This is a genomic window from Pseudoduganella sp. jia 9 (assembly GCF_055502615.1).
The window spans coordinates 186,398-204,062 of sequence record NZ_JBUPWE010000008.1 but is presented as its reverse complement, the minus strand read 5'-3'; the positions used below and the strand labels follow the sequence as shown (position 1 = coordinate 204,062).

The window sequence follows — 17,665 nt, the reverse complement described above, 5'->3', positions numbered from 1 at the left end:
CTCAGGCGAGCGTGTCGATGATGCCGCTGGTGTAGGAAGCGCCGATCACGAACGCAGCGGCGGAGGGATTGGCCTTCAGGATCGATGCCCATTGGCCGCTGTTGGCGAGGTCGGTTGCGTTGTTGCCGGTGCCTGTGCCTGTGCCGGTCCCCGTATCGCCATTGCCGGGCAGCGCCGCTGCGGTGCCGGCGTGCGCCAGGGTGTTCAGCAGCCCGGCCGGAGAGTACACCTGCGCGCCGGACGATCCGCCCAGCGTGGCGACGATGCCGGCCGTCGACGACAGGCTGGCCGCCCTGGCGGCCAGCGCGGGATTGCTGGTGCGGGCGACCGTCGTAGTGGTCGGGGTATAGACGCCGGAAGCGAGCGCGCTGGTTGCGGAGATGGCCATGGCACCATGCTAGCGCCAAAGATTCCACAAAGCAATATCCTGGCGATAAAAGCGCACTCTCTGCTGCACTTTTCCAAACTCGCTGCAACATGGCCCGCGGGATCGGCTCGTTCGAGCGTGTCGGGATGACATCCCGCTTCCCTGCCGCGTACATGCGTCAACCTCCTGAGCGATTCCCCTGCCCCGCCTCCATAGGACGGATGCGCGAAGTACCATGCGCCATTCCGCAGCCACAGGAGAACAGAACCGTGCCGTCCTTCAGCAAGCCATCCATCGACGTCCGGCGCCGCAGGATCATGCTCGCCGGTGCCGCCATGCCGCTGCTGGCGGCTTCGGGCTGTTCCTCGCCGCGCGCCACCGGTGGCATGCGCCACCAGGAAGTACGGGTGGCCGCGCCGTTCGAGATGCCGGCCATCCGCATTCCCGATTTCGCCGGCATGCCGCGTTTCGCCATCACCGCTTTCGGCGCCGACCAGGCCGACCAGCGCAAGACGTCCGCCGCGATCGCACGCGCGATCGATGCCGCCCATGCGGCAGGCGGCGGCATCGTCGTGGTCCCGGAAGGCGTGTGGCCCACCGCGAAGATCCACCTCAAAAGCAACGTCAACCTGCACGTGGAAAAAGGCGCCACGCTGCTGTTCTCGGAAAATCCTGCCGACTACCTGCCCGCCGTGCACACCACCTGGGAAGGACTCGAGTGCTACAACTATTCGCCGCTGGTGTACGCCTACCAGTGCGAGAACGTGGCACTGACCGGCGAAGGCACGCTGCGCGCGAAGCTGGACGTGTGGAGCATCTGGTACAAGCGCCCGAAGCCGCACATGGATGCGCTGGTGAAGCTGTACGACATGTCGGCAAAGGGGACTCCCCTGCCGGTCGAGCAGCGCGACATGACGGTCGGCGCGGCCAACCTGCGCCCCCAGTTCGTGCAGTTCAACCGCTGCAGGCACGTGCTGGTGGAGGACATCACGATCCACGACAGCCCGTTCTGGGTCATGCATCCCTACCTGACCAACGACGTGGTGATCCGCCGCGTAAAGATCGCCGCGCATGGCCACAACAACGATGGCGTCGACCCGGAAATGGCGCAGAACGTGCTGATCGAGGATTGCGTATTCGACCAGGGCGACGATGCGATCTCCGTGAAATCGGGCCGCGACCGCGATGCCTGGCGCCTGGCCACGCCGGCACGCAACATCGTGATGCGCAACTGCCGCATCAAGAACGGCCACCAGCTGTGCGCGATCGGCAGCGAACTGTCGGGCGGCATCGAGAACGTCTTCGTCGACAACTGCCACTTCGACAACCAGGGTTCCGGCGCGGCCAGCACGATCAACAACATCCTGTACGTGAAGACCAACGAGCGGCGCGGCGGCTTCGTGAAGAACATCCACGTGTCGAACGTGACGGCGACCAGCATCAAGGGTGGTGTGCTGGCGGTGGAAACGGACGTGCTGTACCAGTGGAAGAACCTGCTGCCGACCTACCAGCGGCGACTGACACCGATCGAGGGCCTCCACGTTTCCGACATCACCGTGGGCGAGGCGAAGTTCGTCTGCCTGATCAAGGCCGAGCGCGAGGCGCCTGTGCGCAACGTGTCGATGCGCGGCGTGACGGTGGAAAAAGTACACGGCACGCCAGTGACGACGGAGAACGTCGAGGGTTTCGTCCGCGCCTGAATTACACTGCTCCCGTCATCGTTTCCGGGAGCTTCCAGTGTCCGATTCCATCACCGCCTACTTCAACATGCTCGGTGTCGCGCCCGGCGCCGCGCTATCGCTCGACACGATGGCGCGCCTCCAGCGCGGCCATATCCAGGCCATCCCGTTCGAGAACCTGAATCCCCTGGCCGGGCTGGCCGTGCCACTGGAAATCCCGGCGCTGGTCAGTAAATTCACGGCGCGCCGGGGCGGCTACTGCTTCGAGCACAACACGCTGTACCGCCACGCGCTCGCCGCGCTGGGTTTTGACGCGACGCCACTGCTGGCGCGCGTGCGCATGACGGCGCCGCCCGACGCGGTCACGCCGCGCACGCACATGCTGCTGCTGGCGGAGATCGGTGGCGAGCGCTTCGTTTCCGACACCGGCTTCGGCAAGATGACCCCGACCGCGCCGCTGCAACTGGTTCCAGACGTCGTCCAGCATACGCCGCACGGCCGCTACCGCCTTGCCAGCCTGGGGGGGCCGGGCGACGAATGGCGGCTGGAAGCGGAAGCCGATGGCGGCTGGCTGCACCTGTACGTGTTCGACCTGCGCCCCGCCTATCCGGTGGATGTCGAGATGTCGAACTGGTACGTGTCGACCAATCCGGTGTCCCACTTCACCCGCGACCTGATCGCCGTGCGCACGGTCGACGGGGGCCGGCACGTGCTGCACAACACGCGCTATTCGTTCCAGCCGACGGATCTGCCGGCCGTGCGCCGCGAACTGCCATCGGGGGACGAGATCGCGCAGGTGCTGGAAGACACCTTCGGCCTTGCCGCCGCCGGCATCCCCGGGCTGGCGGCGAAGCTCGACGGCATCGCCCGGCGCCCGGCTTGAGCGCGGTTCACGAGGCATGAGCCGCGCAGCCGGCCGGTTGCGCCACGCTGCCTTCCCGCGGCCGCGCCACCGCCGGTTCGAGCAGGAAGCGCGCCAATGCCGGCAGAAAAAAAGGGGACAGACCCTGGTTTCCAGAAAATTTCCTGGAAACCAGGGTCCGTCCCCAGTTTTTTTCTGGCGGCGCCGCTACATCAGAACTTGTAGCTCGCCCCCAGCACGAAGGTGCGGCCCGACTTCACGAACAGCAGCGTGTCCTGCCGCTGCGTATCGTTGTAGTAGCGGGTCGGTTCGTTCGACAGGTTCTGCGCCTCGAACGAGATGCGCAGGTGCGGCGTGACCTGGTACGACGTGCTCATGTCGTACGTGGTGGTGCCGTCGGCGACCAGGTAGTCGTGGCCGTCGACATTGCCGCGGATGCCCCGGTAGTAGCTGGAACGGTTGGCGCGCGATACGCGGGCGCTGAACTTCTCGTCGTCGTAGTAGACGGTGAGATTGTTCGCGCGCGGCGACAGGCCGGTGAAGTTGGTGATCATGAACAGCTCCTCGTTGCCCGGCGTGCGCGGGTTGTCGAGGCGGGTCAGGTACTTGATCTTCGACTTCACGCGCGTCACGTTGGCCATCATGCCGAAGTTCGACCAGGCGCCCGGCAGGAACGAGAACGGCGTCTGCCACGAGAATTCCGCGCCGTTCAGCGGGCCGCCGCTGGTGTTGACCTGGCGGCTGACCGTCACGACCGTATCGGGCGTGGTCGGGCACGCCGGCGTGCCGCCGGTGATCGAGCAGCCGGTCGGCGTCTGCAGCAGGTCGTTCGGGATGCCCAGCGACGAGTAGGTGGCCAGTTCCGAGACGCCCTGGATGAACGACTTCATGTCCTTGCGGAACACGCCCAGGCCCACCATCGCGTTCTTCGCGTAGTACCACTCGCCCTGCAGGTCGAACGTGTTGGCGCGGATCGGGTCCAGGTTCGGATTGCCGATCGAGACCGACTGGCCGGTGGTGTTGACGGAGACCGAGGGCGTCAGGCCCACGTAGTCGGGGCGCGACAGCACCTTGCCGGCCGAGAAGCGCAGGAACACGTCGTTCGGCAGGATCGCCGTCAGGTTCAGCGCCGGCAGCCAGTCGCGGTATTTCTTGTAGCCATAGTTCGGCTGCAGCTGGCCGTTCACGTTGATCATCGCCCGCGAATTGAGCTTGGTCTCGGCGCCGCGCACGCCCAGGTTGCCGCGCAGCGTTACGGGACCCACGTCGTAGTTGAAGTCGACACTGGCGAACACCGCGTTGATCTTTTCCTCTACCGCACGGTTCGACTGCGTCAGGTAGTTGTACTCGGAGCCTGGCACGGCGGCGCAGTGGCACTCGATATCCCATGCGGAGCGGAACTTGTCGAGATCCACCGTGGCCCACGACGTCGGCACGCCGGTACCGCCCAGGTTCTTGCCGAAGCCGGTGATCTGCTGGGTATAGTCGCCCACCGTGGTGCCGGCCGGCAGCGTCAGGCCGTTGCCGCCCGAGGCCAGTTCCAGGTTGGTCCAGCGGTTCTTGCGGGCCGACAGGCCGGTTTTCAAGGTGATGTGGTCGTTCACTTCCCATTCCACGTCGGCCTGCGTGGTCTGCAGCCGGTTGGTGGTCTTCAGGTAGCGGCCCACGAACTGGCCATGCAGCGTGCCGTTGGCGTCCTGCGGCCCGAAGGTGAAGTTGTCTGGGTTCGCCACATCGATGCCGAAGTTCAGGATCGGCACGTCGCGGTTCTGGCGGAAGTCGAACGAGAAGCCGTCCACGTTCGGCGCGTCGAACTGCACGGTGGCGCGCATCGGCTCATCCAGCTTGGAGTCGGAGACGCCGTGCATGAAGTTGGCGCGCAGCGTGTCACTGAAACGGTGGCCGACCGTGAACACGTGCTGCTTGAAGATGGTCTCGTACACGTCCACCAGGCCTTCGCTGCGGATATCGACATCGTTGAACTTGCCGTACATCCAGCGGCCGTCCTCGTTGAATTCCGCATCGACGATCGAGGTCTGCGGCTTGCCGTTGGCCTGCGCCATGGTGCGGCCGAACGAGATCGCCGAGATGTAGTTGTCGTAGCGGATGTTGTCGAACTTGCCGTACATGAGGTCCAGGTTGACGTCCGTGTCGGCATTCGGCTTCCACTGCAGGGCGCCCGTCATGCCCAGGCGCTCGTAGTCCGTCATCGAGCGGCGGAAGCGGGGAATGCGCGGGTGGAACGCGCCATTGCCGGCCGCGGGGTTGGCCAGCAGTCCGCCGTAGTCGTCGCGCCGGCCGAACACCTCGTTGTAGGCGGTGGCGTCGGTGGGACGGTCGGCGCCGACGCCGCAGGACGTGGCGTTGACGCCTTTCACCGGGTCGTTCGGCGGGGTCTGCGGGCTGACGCCGACCGGCGAGCAGAAGCCGCCGTCGGTGTTGGCGGCCACGATGCTGACGGCCTCGTAGCCCTCTTCCTGCGCGCGCCGCTTGGACCAGGCACCCGAGATCAATGCGCCAAAGCGGCCATACGGCGTTTCCCAGCGGTCCGAGATCAGGCCCGTCACGCGCGGCTGGGTTTTCTTGCCCATCTCGCGGTACGATTCCTGCAGGCCGAAGCTGATCGTGCGGCCCTTGAAGTCGAACGGCCGGCCAGTGCGCAGATCGACGGTAGCGCCCAGCGAGCCCTCCTCGACGGCCGCTTCGGCGGTCTTGCGCACCGACAGGCTGTTGAAGAGCTCAGAGGCGAATACGGAAAAGTCGAAACCACGGCCGCGGTTCGTGCTGCCGTTGATGTCCGATGCGCCGGTGGCGGCCACGCCTTCGATGCCGTTGATGCGCACCCGCGTAAAGCCCGAGTTCAGGCCGCGCACGGTGATCTGCTTGCCCTCGCCGCCGTCGCCGCGCTCCAGTGCCACGCCGGGCACGCGCTGCAGCGACTCGGCCAGGTTCGCGTCGGGGAATTTGGAGATGTCCTCGGCCTTGATGACGTCGACGATGCCGTCGGCGTTCTTCTTCGTGTTCAGGGCGCTGTTCAGGCTGGCCCGAAAACCGGTGACGACGACGGTGTTGGCTTCCGCGCCGCTACCCTGGCTGGCCGGCTGGGCCGTGGAACCCGTTGCGCCCTGCGTTCCGGACTGGCCGCTGGATTGCGCGCCCGGCTGCGGGTCCGCCGGCACGGTTGCCTGCGCGACCTGTTGCCCATCCAGCTGCCCCGCGTCACCCGTCGCCTGCTGGGCATTGGCGTGGGCGGCCATCGCACACACAGCCAGTGCTGCAAGCGCTATCAACTTCGGTTGCGGTCTTTGCATGTCTCATCCTCTCTTGCGTTGTTATCAGGCGCCGTGAATGTTTATTACCGATTCAAGACACTTGTGAATGCACCAAGCCCGCGGCTGCGGGCTTGGCGTTACTGCGGAATCAGAATTTGTAGCTGAGGCCCAGCACGGCCGAGCGGCCGGAATGCACGTACAGCAGCGTGTCGTTGCGCTGCGTGTCGCGGCCGTAGCGCAACGGCTCGTCGGTCAGGTTCTGGCCTTCGAGCGAGATACGCAGGTTCGGCGTCAGCTGGTAGGAAATGCTGGCGTCGATATTGGTCGAGCCGTCGACGATCGTGAAGTCGTGGCCCTGCACGTCGCCCAGCACGGCGAGCAGGTAGGACGAGCGGTGCGCCTTCGATACGCGCGCCGAGAATTTCTCGTCCTCGTAGAAGAACGTCAGGTTGTGGGCACGGGGCGACAGGCCGGTGAAGTTGGCGCGCACGCTCAGCAGCTCGTTGGCCTCGGTCCTTGGGTTGTCGACCCGCGTGATGTAGGTGATCTTCGATTTCACGTGCGTGTAGTTGGCCAGCATGCCGAAGTTCTTCCACACGCCCGGCAGGAACGTGAACGGCGCCTGCAGGTTGAACTCCAGGCCGTTGAGCGGGCCGCCCGGCGTATTGACCTTGCGGCTCACCACCACCGAGTCGGTCGGCGACGTCGGGCAGCCCGGCGTACCGCCGGTGATCGAGCAGCCGTTGAAGACCAGCAGGTCGTTCGGCAGGCCCAGCGTGTTGTACACGGCGCGCTCGGAAACGGTCTGGATGAAGCTGTCGATCTCCTTGCGGAACACGCCCACCGACACCATCGCGTTCTTGGCGTAATACCACTCGGCCTGCAGGTCGTAGGTCTTGGCGCGGATCGGATCGAGGTTGCCGTTGCCGATGCTGACCGTGCCGGACTGGCCGGACACGGTGGCCGACGGCGCCAGGTCCACGTACTCCGGCCGCGACAGCGTCTTGCCCGCCGAGAAGCGCAGGTACACGTCCTTCGGCAACTGCGCCGTCAGGTTGAAGGCCGGCAGCCAGTCGCGGTATTTTTTCGTGACGACGTTCGGCTGCAGCTGGCCGTTGACGTTGATGAGCGCCATCGACGTGGCCTTCGTTTCGGCGCCGCGCACACCCACGTTGCCGCGCCAGCCGATGCCGAACAGGTCGTAGTTGAAGTCGACCATGCCGTACAGCGCATCGATCTTTTCCTCGACGGCGCGGTTGGCCTGCGTCAGGTATGCATACTGCGAACCGGGCACCGCGTCGCAATGGCACTCGATGTCGTAGATGGCGCGCAGCTTGTCCAAGTCGACCGCCGCCCACGACGATGGCACGTTTGCGCCCAGGCCCTTGCCGAAGCCGGACACCTGCTGCGAGATGTCGGCCAGGCTCACGCCGGACGGCAATGCCAGGCCGTTGCCGCCCGAGCCGATTTCCACGTTGCTCCAGGTGTTCTTGCGGTTCGAGTAGCCGCCGCGCAGGGTCAGGTTGTCGTTCAGTTCGAAGGAGCCGTTCAGCTCCGTGGTCTTCAGCTTGTTGCGGGTGTTCAGGAAGCGGCCCACGAACTGGCCATGCAGCGTGCCGTCAGCCTCCTGCGGACCGAACGTGAAGCTGTTCGGGTTCGACACGTCGATGCCGAAATTGAGCGCCGGCACGTTGCGGTTATCGCGGAAGTCGTACGAGAAACCATCCACGTTCGGCGAATCGAACTGCACGGTGGCGCGCATCGGCTCGTCCAGCTCCGAATTCGACGTGCCGTGCAGGAAATTGACCTTGAAGCGGTCGCTGAAACGGTGGCCGCCCGAGAACACGTACTGCTTGAACGTAGTGGTATATACGTCGAGCAGGCCTTCGCTGCGGATATCGACGCCGTTGAACTTGCCGTAGTCCCAGCTGCCGTTCTCGTTGAAGTGCGATTCCACGATCGACGTCTGCGGCTTGCCATTCGCCGTCTGCAGCGTGCGGCCGAACGAGATCGCGGAGATGTAGTTGTCGTAGCGGCGGTTCTCGAACTTGCCGTACATGAGATCGAGATTGACATCGGTGTCCGCCGACGGCCGCCATTGCAGGGCGCCGGTGATGCCGGTGCGCTCATAGTCCGTCATCGAACGGCGGTAGCGCGGGATGCGCGGGTGGAATGCGCCCGAACCCGCCGCCGGGCTGGCGATCGTGCCGCCGTTGCTGTCGGTGCGGCCCATCACGTCGTTCCAGGCCGCCAGGTTCGATGTGCGCGGTTCGCCGAAGCCGCAGTTGGCCGCGTCGATCCCCTTCACCGCGCTGCTGGCCGGGTTCTGCGGCGTCACGCCGGCCGGCGAGCAGAAGCCCCCGTCGGCATTGGCCGACAGCAGGTCCACCGCTTCGTAGCCCTCTTCCAGCGCGCGGCGCTTCGACCATGCGCCGGAAACCAGCGCGCCGACCTTGCCGTACGGCGTTTCCCAGCGGTCCGACAGCAGCGCCGTCACGCGCGGCTGGGTCTTCTTCGACAGGTCGTTGTAGTACTCCTGCGCGCCCACGCTGACGGTGCGGCCCTTGAAGTCGAACGGCCGTCCCGTGCGCAAGTCGACGGTGGCGCCAAGCGACCCTTCCTCGACGGCGGCCTCGGAGGTCTTCCGGACTTCCAGGCTGTTGAACAGTTCCGATGCGAACACGGAGAAATCGAAGCCGCGGCCGCGGTTGGTGCTGCCGTTGATGTCCGACGAGCCCGTGGCGGCCACGCCTTCGATGCCGTTGATGCGCACCCGCGTGAAGCCGGCATTCAGGCCGCGCACCGTGATCTGCTTGCCCTCGCCGCCGTCGCCGCGCGCCAGCGCCACGCCGGGCACGCGCTGCAGCGACTCGGCCAGGTTCGCGTCCGGGAACTTGGCGATGTCCTCGGCCTTGATCACGTCGACGATGCCGTCGGAATTCTTTTTCGTGTTCAGCGCGCTGTTCAGGCTCGCCCGGAACCCCGTCACGACGACGACGTTCGGATCCTGCGCCGCCTGTGCGCCCTGCTGCGCCGCCGGTGCTCCCTGCGCGGCCGGTGCTTCCTGCGCGGCTGCCTGCGCGGCCAGCGTGGCGATCGCCAGCGCCAGGCTCGTCAACCGCACGGCCGGCAGCGCGCGATTCCCCATGTGCTTCGTGGACTTCATCCCGTCTCCTCACTCTTTTAATTGTCACGCCCCGTTTGCCGGAGTCGCTTCGATCTTAGGACGATTGTTTTTTATGAAGGAGGTACACGCAGCAATCACTCACGCAGTTGAGCCGTTACGGCCGGTTTTGGCGCAAAAGATGACGATGCTGTCGGCTGGAAGCAACGCCATGCACCTCTTGCGCACCGAGGCAGCGCTGCTTACAGTGTGGCCTGTTCCGCCACCGCGGGGCTTCAACGAACAAGGAGACCGATTTGAAAAACACGTTTGCGCCCGCGCGGCGCAACCTGCTGGCCGCCGCATTCACGCTGGCGGCATGGGCCGCCGTGCCGTTCGCCCATGGTGCGCAGGAACCCGGCAAGGAGGAACCCGGCAAGGACTGGGTGGGCACCTGGGGCACGGCACCGGCCGATGCGGCGCCGAAAACGCTGCAGACGTTCAACAACCAGACGGTGCGGCTGATCGTGCGCACCAGCATCGGCGGCAGCAAGGTGCGCATCCGGCTGTCGAACGAACTGGGCAGCACGCCGCTGCGCATCGGCGCGGCGCACGTGGCGCTGCGCGCCGGCGGTGCCGGGACCGTTGCCGGTTCCAGCCGCGCGCTGACATTCGGCGGCTGGCCATTCGTGGTGATACCGCCCGGTGCACCGGTGCTGTCCGATCCGGTGGAGATGTCCGTACCGGCGCGAACCGATCTCGCCGTGAGCCTGCACCTGCCGGGCGAAGCACCGGCAACGACGGTGCACGGCAACGCGTTCCAGACCAGCTACGTTTCCGGTCCCGGCAACTTTACCGACACCGCGGCGTTTCCAACCCAGCGCACGATGACGTCATGGCCGTTCCTGACCGCAGTGGACGTGACGGCCGCCGGCGCAGGCGCCATCGTCGCGCTGGGCGATTCGATCACCGACGGTTCCAACACGACGGTGGACGCCAACCAGCGCTGGCCGGACATGCTGGCGCAGCGCCTGCAGGCAAGCCGTCCGGAGATGCCGTCAGGTGCACGATTCGGCGTCGTCAACCGCGGCATCGGCGGCAACCGGCTGCTGCGCGATCCGGGCGAATGGCCGCCGTTCGGCCGCGCCGTGCTGGCCCGCTTCGACCGCGACGTGCTGGCCACCGCCGGCGTGCGCCACGTCGTGCTCCTCATCGGCATCAACGACATCGGCCACCCGGGAACCGGTTCGATGCCTGCCGCCGAAGGCCCCACCGCGGAAGACCTGATCGCCGGCTACCGCCAGCTGATCGCGCGCGCCCGCACCCAAGGCATCGCCATCCACGGCGCCACGCTGACGCCGTTCGAAGGCACGGTGTTCCCCGGCTATTACACGGCAGCGAAGGAGGCCGTGCGGCAGGCCGTCAACCGCTGGATCAGGGAAAGCCGCGAATTCGACTCGGTGATCGACTTCGACCGCACCCTGCGCGACCCGGCGCGACCGGCGCGGCTGTTGGCGAAGTACGACAGCGGCGACCACCTGCACCCGAACGATGCGGGCATGGCCGCGATGGCCGAGGCGGTACCGCTGGAACTGTTTGGCGCGCAGCCAGCGCCGCGCTGATCGACACCCTGCTTCAGCCGAATGGCCTCACCGAGGTCATCGGCGTGGCATTTTCGGCGCTGCCAGGCGGGTCGGTCTCGTCGAGGGTGCCTTCGATGCCATCCCACACCTGCACCAGCGCGGCCCAGCAGGCCAGCGCCGGATCGGTGCGCGTCACCAGGTGGGCGACTGCGGTGTCATTGCTCAGCTTCACATAACCTGCGTCCATGGGTCCTCCCGTCGATCACCGAGAGGTTGGACCCATCGTGGCTTGCCGTCCGTTAGCTGGCGCACCAAGGGATGAAGGTACCCCGCCGGGCGGATCGCCCGGCCGGATACCTGTCAGTGCCGGGCGTCCTGCGGCGTCGCCACCATCTCCAGCGGCACGCCGCCGCGCGCCGTGCGCAGGTTCACCAGGCGTACTGGCTCCAGCGCGTTTTCCTTCCTGCCGTCGGTAGTCACCGCCAGCGCGATCGTGTTGCGGCCGTTCGGGTTCAGGATGCCTGGCGGGATCACGAACGTGCGCTGCGGGCCGATATGGGCGATGAATTGCCCCATGTTCCAGCCGTTCACGAAGATCAGCGCGCGGTTCTCCCGGTCGGAGCGCGGCTTCGACGTATCGCCGAATGCCAGGCCCAGTTGCACGTCGTGCCCTTTCGGCAGGTCGAGGTCGAAGCTGGTCCTGACCCAGTAGGTGCCGGCGGCCGGCGGCGCGTCGGTCGGCTTCGCGGCGGTCCAGCCGGCGCCGTCCTTGCCGGCCGATGGCAGGTGCCAGCCTTCGCGCTCGCCATGCAGGCCGCCATTGTTCAGTGGACCGCGTGCCACGTCGGCCAGGGTTTCGCCGCCGCGGCGGCCCTGGATGCGCCATTCGATCGGCACGCCGAAGCGCTTGCCGCCTTTCGATGTCAGCGATGCCGAGATCAGGCCGCGCGCCTCGCGATGGTAATCGTCGGCCATCAGGTTCCAGTTGTGCGAATTATTGCGCACCATGACCGCGATCACGTGCTTGCCCGGTTTTAGTTCACCCAGCGCCAGCTTCACGCTGTCGGTGGTTTCCGGGAACGAGCGGCCGGTATCCATTTCGTGCTGGCCGACGAAGCGGCCGTCGATCCACACCTGCGCCATGCCGGCGCCGCCGGCGCCGATGAACAGTTCGAGCTGGTTTGCGGGTTGGCCACGTCCTGGATCGGCGATCTCCACATGGCCGCGGTACCACACGTCGCCATGGTGGAAGCCGTAGTCGCTCATCGCCAGCGTGGGCTGGCCGCGCTCGGGCATCGTCCACGTCTGCGCCGCCGACGCGCGGCTGTCCGCCTTGATCCATGCGGCGTCGTCGAAGCCCGGCTGCGCTTCGGGGCTGTCGGCGCGGCGCGTCCACGGCAGCGCCGCCAGGTCGGGCAGCTTCACGGCGGCCGGTCCCTTCAGGTCGTTCGACCTGAAGCTCCCGTCCGGCTGCGCGCTCAGCGACAGCGCCTCGCCATTGAAGGAGGCGGTGCCGAACTTCGGCCCCCAGATCTCGATCGCGCCGGCGGCGGTGGTATCGCCCGTCAGCGCCAGCCTGTCGCCGGCCAGCGTGGCGCTGCGCACCAATGCCGGCGTCAGTTGCAGCACCTGGCCGGCCGGGGTTTTCTGCGTCCAGAACTGCTGGCTGGTTTTCTCGTCGGCCAGCAGCAGCAGCAGCGGTGCGCGGCCGCCGCCGGTGATGCGCACGCGCGCCAGGCCGTCGTGCGTGTAGGTCAGCTTCAGGTCGCCCTTCGCGGCGTCGTAGCGCGATGCCACCTTGCCGGCCAGGACTTCGACCTTCGGCGCACCGGTGAAACGCAGCACCGTTTCGCCTGTTTCGCCAGCGCGGCCGTGCAGCAGCGCGATATCGCGTTCGCCGTTGTTGAAGTGCGTCTGCAACTCGGAACTCGAATACACCAGGTGCTGCCGCTCCATCGGATAGGAAGCCAGCAGCATCTTGGCATCCTGCCCGTTCAGGCGCAGCGGCACCTGGTAGCTGCCGTCCTTCGTCGCCAGCTCGAACGTGAAGCTGTCGTCGCTCAGCAGGTCCGACGGGCTGTGCACGGCCAGCAGAACGTGCGCACCCAGCTTGGGGTTGACGTTGTGGTAGACCTTCACCTTGTCGGACGACGTCCTGATCGCCGGCCCCTTGTCCATCTGCGCGATGGCCTGCTCGGCCGCCTGCACGAACATGCCCTGCTGCTTCAGCGCCAGCGCCTTGGGCCGCAGGCCGCGGTCTTCCGAGATCGGTGCGCCATAGTCGTAGGATGTGTACACCACCGGCCCGCCCAGCCAGCCCCACGAGGTGCCGCCGAACGTCATGTAGACGTTGTGGATCGTGATCCGGTTGATCAGGTTGGTGCCGTAGAACACGCGCTGGTAGCCGGCGCCCTGGCGTTCCGCCGTGCAGTTGTAGGTGCCGTTCGAACCCCAGTAGTCGAACCAGCCGCCGCCCAGTTCGGCCGCGAAGCCGGGTGTGCCGGGCGACGACAGGGCCCCCGCCTTCGGTCCCGGCTGTGCATAGATGCCCCAGTCCGGCGCCTTGTTCGGGCCGGACGGATCTGCGAACACATTGCAGCTGCCGCCCGGGTAGCCATCGAATGCATAGATGTCGGTCGGGCCGGTGTTGGCCCATGGCGCCGTCGAATTCTTCGGCGTCCAGTCGGGCAGGCGGCCGGCCGCGTTGTGGAAGAAAGGCACCGTGATGCCGTCGGCGCGCGCCTTCTTCGCCAGGTGCTCCATCTGGCGCACGTGCTTCGGCTCCACCTTGCCCAGCTCGTTCTCGAGCTGGTAGGCCACGATATTGCCGCCGCCATCGGTGGCCTGGTGGCGCGCGATGATCGCGTTAATCTGGGTCATCCACTCGTCGGACGCCGCCAGGTAGACCGGGTCGTCGGTGCGCGCTTCGGCGCGGTTGCGGAACATCCAGCCCGGATAGCCGCCGCCGGTCAGCTCCGAGTTGATGTAGGGGCCCGTGCGGGCGATGATGTACATGCCCTCTTCCTCGGCGATCTCGATCGCGCGTTCGACGTTGCGGATGCCGTTGAAGTCGTAGACGCCCGGCGCCGGCGAGTGATAGCCCCAGTGGAAATAGAAGGCGATGCCGTTGAAGCCGAGCGCCTTCATCTTCTGGATCACGTCGCGCCACAGCGAAGGGCTGGGCAGCCGGAACGGGTGTACTTCGCCGGACCAGACGACGATGCGCTTGCCGTCGACCATCAGCGAATGCTGGTCCCATGATACCTTCTTCGGCTGGCCCTTCGGCTTCGTGGCGGCGGCAAACGCCTTGCGCTCCTCGGCGATGACCGAGGCGCTGCCGATCATGCCGGACACGCCGCCCACCCTCGCCTTCGGCGACCAGGTGCGCAGGTCGCGGCTGTCCGCATACCAGTACTGGCGGCCATCGGCATCGGCGAAGTAGGCGCGCCATGCACCGTCGGCCAGCCTGACCAGCGACTGGCCACCCGACGACGCTCCCGGGCCGCTTTGCTGCGTTACGGTCCATGGGCCCGTGAGCGTTTGCGCGGTCGCCACTTCCAGCATGCCGCTGGAGGGGTTGCGCACCAGCGCCGTGTAGCCGCCATCGGTGGCGACGATCGATGCGCCGCCGGCCAGGCCCTGCGCCGGCTGCGGCGCCGACCATGCGGTAAAGCCCGCGTCCGGGGCGACGATGAACGTTTGCTTGCCGGCCGCGACCACCACCTTCAGCGCGCCGTTCGTTTCGCGCACCCAGCGCGGTGCCGAAACGGACGTGCTATCCGGCGTGCCGCCGGCCAGCGCCAGTGGCGCCGTGCGGACCGTCTCCCAATTCTTCAGGTCGGCCGAGCGGGCGATGGCCAGGCCACCGCCTTGCGCGTAAACCGCGTAGTACTGGCCGTCGTGCCGCACGATCGATGGCTCGGCCAGCGCGGCGCCGCCAGGCGCATGGGCCTCCGATGCCAGAGTCGTGAACGTCACGCCGTCGCTCGACGAATACACGCTGAACTTCCCTTCCGCCGACAGCGGCACCGCCGCCATCAGGAACACCGGCGCATTGGCGCCGATGCCGGCCTGCGCCTGGCGCTGCTGGATATCGGAAGCTTGCGGAATGCCCAGCTCCTGGGCGTTGGCTTGCAGCGCCAGCGCGGCGAGACTCAGTTGAAGGACGTGTGGAACACAGCGGCGACGGAACGAGGCAGGGATCTTGGGCATCGGGGCTTCTGGGTTAGTCTATGGGACAGTGGCAGATCATAAAGCCTTTTTCCCATGAGCCATGAGCCCTCATTGGTCAATCCATTGAGCGTTTCGCCGCCGGCGCGATTGTTTACCGGCGCATTCGCGCACCCGCCGGTGCCGTCACGGCACCGGATTCCACCCCTTCCCGCCACCGAAGCCGGAGAAATACGCTTCCCGCGAACCATAGGCTTTCCTGGCCTCCTCGGCACCGAGCACGCGCCCGTGCACGCGCTGGCTCGTATCCAGCGGCTTGCCGTCGAGGTCCATGGTGCCGAACTCGCGCCACCCAGACGTGGCGGTGGCGATCGCGGGATTCGGCACCGGCTGCTTCGCGTTCGGCCCGGCCCAGCCGGCCGGCGCGATGTGCGGGCCCATGCGGCAGTCGATGAAGGCGATGTGATCCCAGGTGTAGGCATAGCCCGGGCTGCGCGCCAGCCAGGTGGCGCCGGCCGGCACGTCGTTGCCGGTCGGGCCGGGGCCGTGCGTGAGACGGCTGTTGACGAACATGAAGCCCCTGTCGCCGGACGACATGGTGCGCGCCTGCAGAAGATAGCCACCGTTCCTCGAGTTGGCGCTGTCGCCCACGGTGCGGATCTCGCTGTCCTCGAACAGCGCGGCCCGGTTGTTCCCCCAGATGAAGTCCACGTTGCCGGCGATGAGCGTGCGGTAGAACCACGCATAGCCGCGCACCTGGATGGTGTCCTGCTCGCTGAAGAAGCTGGCGTTCTTCGCGACCAGGCGCCCTTCGCTGTTGAAGAAGATCGCTTCGGCCTGGCCGCCATTCGGCGATGACCTCAGCGTGCTGTTGCGGATCGTCAGCGTATCGAGCGTGAGCAGGTCGGCATCCTCGACGAGGAAGATGGCACGGCCGCCGCTGATGCCGGGCGATCGGGCATCCTGGGCAGTGCCGGAACCGGGATTGAGGCCGTCGCCGTTCAGCGCGTCGATCACCACGCCGTCGCGGCTCTGGCCGCGCAGGGTCAGGTTGTCCTTGCCGCGCAGGTACAGCTGCTCCTGGTAGCGGCCATTGCGGATGTCCACCGTGACCGGCGTGGCGCGGCCGGCATGCTGCATCGCATGGTTCAGCGCGCCCTGCACGGTGCGGAAGTCGGCCGCGCCATCGTCGTCCACCACGAGTTTCGTGCTGCGCGGGATGGCGGCGCGGGTGCGGAATGTCCAGCCCTGCTCCTTGCCGATGCCGGCGAACGGCTGGCCGTTGAAACTTCCGGCGAAGACGCCGTCGTCGATGGTGACGGCGTACTCCTCGTTGGCCTGCAGCTTCGCGCTGTGCAGGTGGATGACGACGTTGCGGCCTTCGATGGCGATGGGCTGCAGTCGCACCGCGCGGCGATATTCCTGGCCTTCGTAGCCCAGCCGGTCGTACTCGCCGCTGGCGTGGATCGTGTCGACGAGTGCGCCGTCGCGCTTGCGGTGGATACGGATCGCGCCCGAGGTACCCAGCACGGGCATCGCGTCGAAGCGCAGGCGCAGCGGCGTGTCGTACGGCACATCGCGCTCGCCGGGCGACGGGGCGACGGCACCGCCCAGGCGGTATGCCGCGCCGGCAGGCGCCTTCCGTTCGGCGATGCGCACCGCGACCACCGAGCGGACATTCGGATCGTCGGCGCTGGCCAGCGTGACCGTGGTGGTGCCGGCCGCCAGCGGCGTCAGGGTGACGGATTCCTTGCCGGCTTCGACGCGAACCAGCGCGGCATCGGCCGCCACGGCGGTGAAGCGGAACGGCACGGCGCCGAAGGCGGTGGCGTTGCGCGGGCTGGCGGCGGTCAGGAACGAGCCGGGCTTGCCATCAGAGGGCGCCGCGGTCGGGTCGCCAGCGAACCTGTAGCTGCCCAGCGCGCTGACGTCGAGCCGCAGCGGGCCATCGCCCACGGCCAGCTGCGCCGCCTGCGGCGCGCGCGCCAGCGCCAGCCGCGCCGGCTTCAGCGTGGCGTCGCCGGTCACCGGCACGCTGGCTTCGAAGGCGGTTCCGCTGGCGACGACGCCGAAACGGCCCGCCCGCGACAGCGCGGTATCGGTCACGCCCGTGATGCGTTCGCCGTCCAGGTAGACAGCCAGCGTGCTGCCCGCCATCTCCAGCCGCACGGTGTGGAAGCGGCCGTCGGCGGCGGCGGCGCGGCCGAAACCCTTCAGGCGCGTCATCTGGCCGCCCTGCATGCGCACGATCTCGACCTGCATGCGTCCCGTGGCCGGCTGGTAGCCCAGTCCCGCGCCATACCAGTTACCCTCGTCCTGGTAGCGGCCGACCACGTACAGTTTCCCGTTGCCGCCATTCGCGGCGAGTGGGCGGAAGCGCGCTTCCACCCAGGTATCGGCACCGGCCGCGCCGGCAAGGCGCACCGGCGCATCGGGCTCGATGCGTGCAAGCCGGTCGGCCGCGGCTGCGGGCACTGAAACCAAGACCGTCAAGGCCATCACGCTGAAATACCGCATCTTCGTCTCCTCCAGTTTTTGTCGACAGCCAAAGCTTACCCTCTGGCCTGACCACTTTACCGCAGGTCAGGCCACATGCGCCAGCCTGTCAATGATTGCGCTAACAGCTATC

At 67.0% G+C, this 17,665-nt stretch carries 9 protein-coding genes; 3 read left to right on the top strand and 6 right to left on the bottom strand.

Features of this window, described 5'->3' with window-relative positions:
• Position 1: 1 nt before the first annotated feature.
• Complete coding sequence (locus tag ACY34H_RS12075) at positions 2-388, bottom strand: hypothetical protein (RefSeq protein ID WP_464977734.1); 387 nt, start codon at positions 386-388, stop codon at positions 2-4.
• Between the two features lie 248 nt (positions 389-636).
• On the opposite strand from ACY34H_RS12075, the gene ACY34H_RS12070 reads away from it, so the two are divergent.
• Together ACY34H_RS12070 and ACY34H_RS12065 are read left to right on the top strand one after the other, a co-directional pair.
• Positions 637-2,067 carry a glycoside hydrolase family 28 protein gene (locus ACY34H_RS12070; protein WP_464977733.1) on the top strand — a complete coding sequence of 477 codons (1,431 nt, stop codon included), beginning with the start codon at positions 637-639 and terminating at the stop codon, positions 2,065-2,067.
• 37 nt (positions 2,068-2,104) lie between these two features.
• On the top strand, positions 2,105-2,929 hold the full coding sequence (locus tag ACY34H_RS12065) for an arylamine N-acetyltransferase family protein (RefSeq protein WP_464977732.1): 825 nt from the start codon (positions 2,105-2,107) through the stop codon (positions 2,927-2,929).
• A 191-nt stretch (positions 2,930-3,120) separates the two neighbouring features.
• Here the strand turns inward: ACY34H_RS12065 and ACY34H_RS12060 are convergent, their stop codons facing one another.
• Positions 3,121-6,219: a TonB-dependent receptor gene (locus tag ACY34H_RS12060; RefSeq protein ID WP_464977731.1), complete on the bottom strand. Its 3,099-nt coding sequence runs from the start codon at positions 6,217-6,219 to the stop codon at positions 3,121-3,123.
• A 109-nt stretch (positions 6,220-6,328) separates the two neighbouring features.
• On the bottom strand, positions 6,329-9,346 hold the full coding sequence (locus tag ACY34H_RS12055) for a TonB-dependent receptor (RefSeq protein WP_464977730.1): 3,018 nt from the start codon (positions 9,344-9,346) through the stop codon (positions 6,329-6,331).
• A gap of 254 nt (positions 9,347-9,600) precedes the next feature.
• On the opposite strand from ACY34H_RS12055, the gene ACY34H_RS12050 reads away from it, so the two are divergent.
• Positions 9,601-10,905 (top strand): SGNH/GDSL hydrolase family protein, encoded by a 1,305-nt coding sequence (locus tag ACY34H_RS12050; protein WP_464977729.1) that lies wholly within the window; start codon positions 9,601-9,603, stop codon positions 10,903-10,905.
• Between the two features lie 13 nt (positions 10,906-10,918).
• On the opposite strand, the gene ACY34H_RS12045 is transcribed toward ACY34H_RS12050, so the two are convergent.
• The 3 genes from ACY34H_RS12045 to ACY34H_RS12035 all read right to left on the bottom strand — a co-directional run bounded on the left by ACY34H_RS12045 (position 10,919) and on the right by ACY34H_RS12035 (position 17,553).
• Complete coding sequence (locus tag ACY34H_RS12045; protein ID WP_464977728.1) at positions 10,919-11,113, bottom strand: hypothetical protein; 195 nt, start codon at positions 11,111-11,113, stop codon at positions 10,919-10,921.
• 113 nt (positions 11,114-11,226) lie between these two features.
• Positions 11,227-15,078, bottom strand: coding sequence for a beta-galactosidase (locus tag ACY34H_RS12040; protein WP_464977727.1), 3,852 nt, complete (start codon positions 15,076-15,078; stop codon positions 11,227-11,229).
• Positions 15,079-15,222: 144 nt separating this feature from the next.
• Complete coding sequence (locus ACY34H_RS12035; RefSeq protein ID WP_464977726.1) at positions 15,223-17,553, bottom strand: pectinesterase family protein; 2,331 nt, start codon at positions 17,551-17,553, stop codon at positions 15,223-15,225.
• Between the last annotated feature and the right edge of the window lie 112 nt (positions 17,554-17,665).

Coding starts and splice junctions, on each gene's coding strand:
- ACY34H_RS12075 (WP_464977734.1), bottom strand. CDS start 388: ATGGCCATCTCCGCAACCAGCGCGCTCGCTTCCGGCGTCTATACCCCG.
- ACY34H_RS12060 (WP_464977731.1), bottom strand. CDS start 6,219: ATGCAAAGACCGCAACCGAAGTTGATAGCGCTTGCAGCACTGGCTGTG.
- ACY34H_RS12055 (WP_464977730.1), bottom strand. CDS start 9,346: ATGAAGTCCACGAAGCACATGGGGAATCGCGCGCTGCCGGCCGTGCGG.
- ACY34H_RS12045 (WP_464977728.1), bottom strand. CDS start 11,113: ATGGACGCAGGTTATGTGAAGCTGAGCAATGACACCGCAGTCGCCCAC.
- ACY34H_RS12040 (WP_464977727.1), bottom strand. CDS start 15,078: ATGCCCAAGATCCCTGCCTCGTTCCGTCGCCGCTGTGTTCCACACGTC.
- ACY34H_RS12035 (WP_464977726.1), bottom strand. CDS start 17,553: ATGCGGTATTTCAGCGTGATGGCCTTGACGGTCTTGGTTTCAGTGCCC.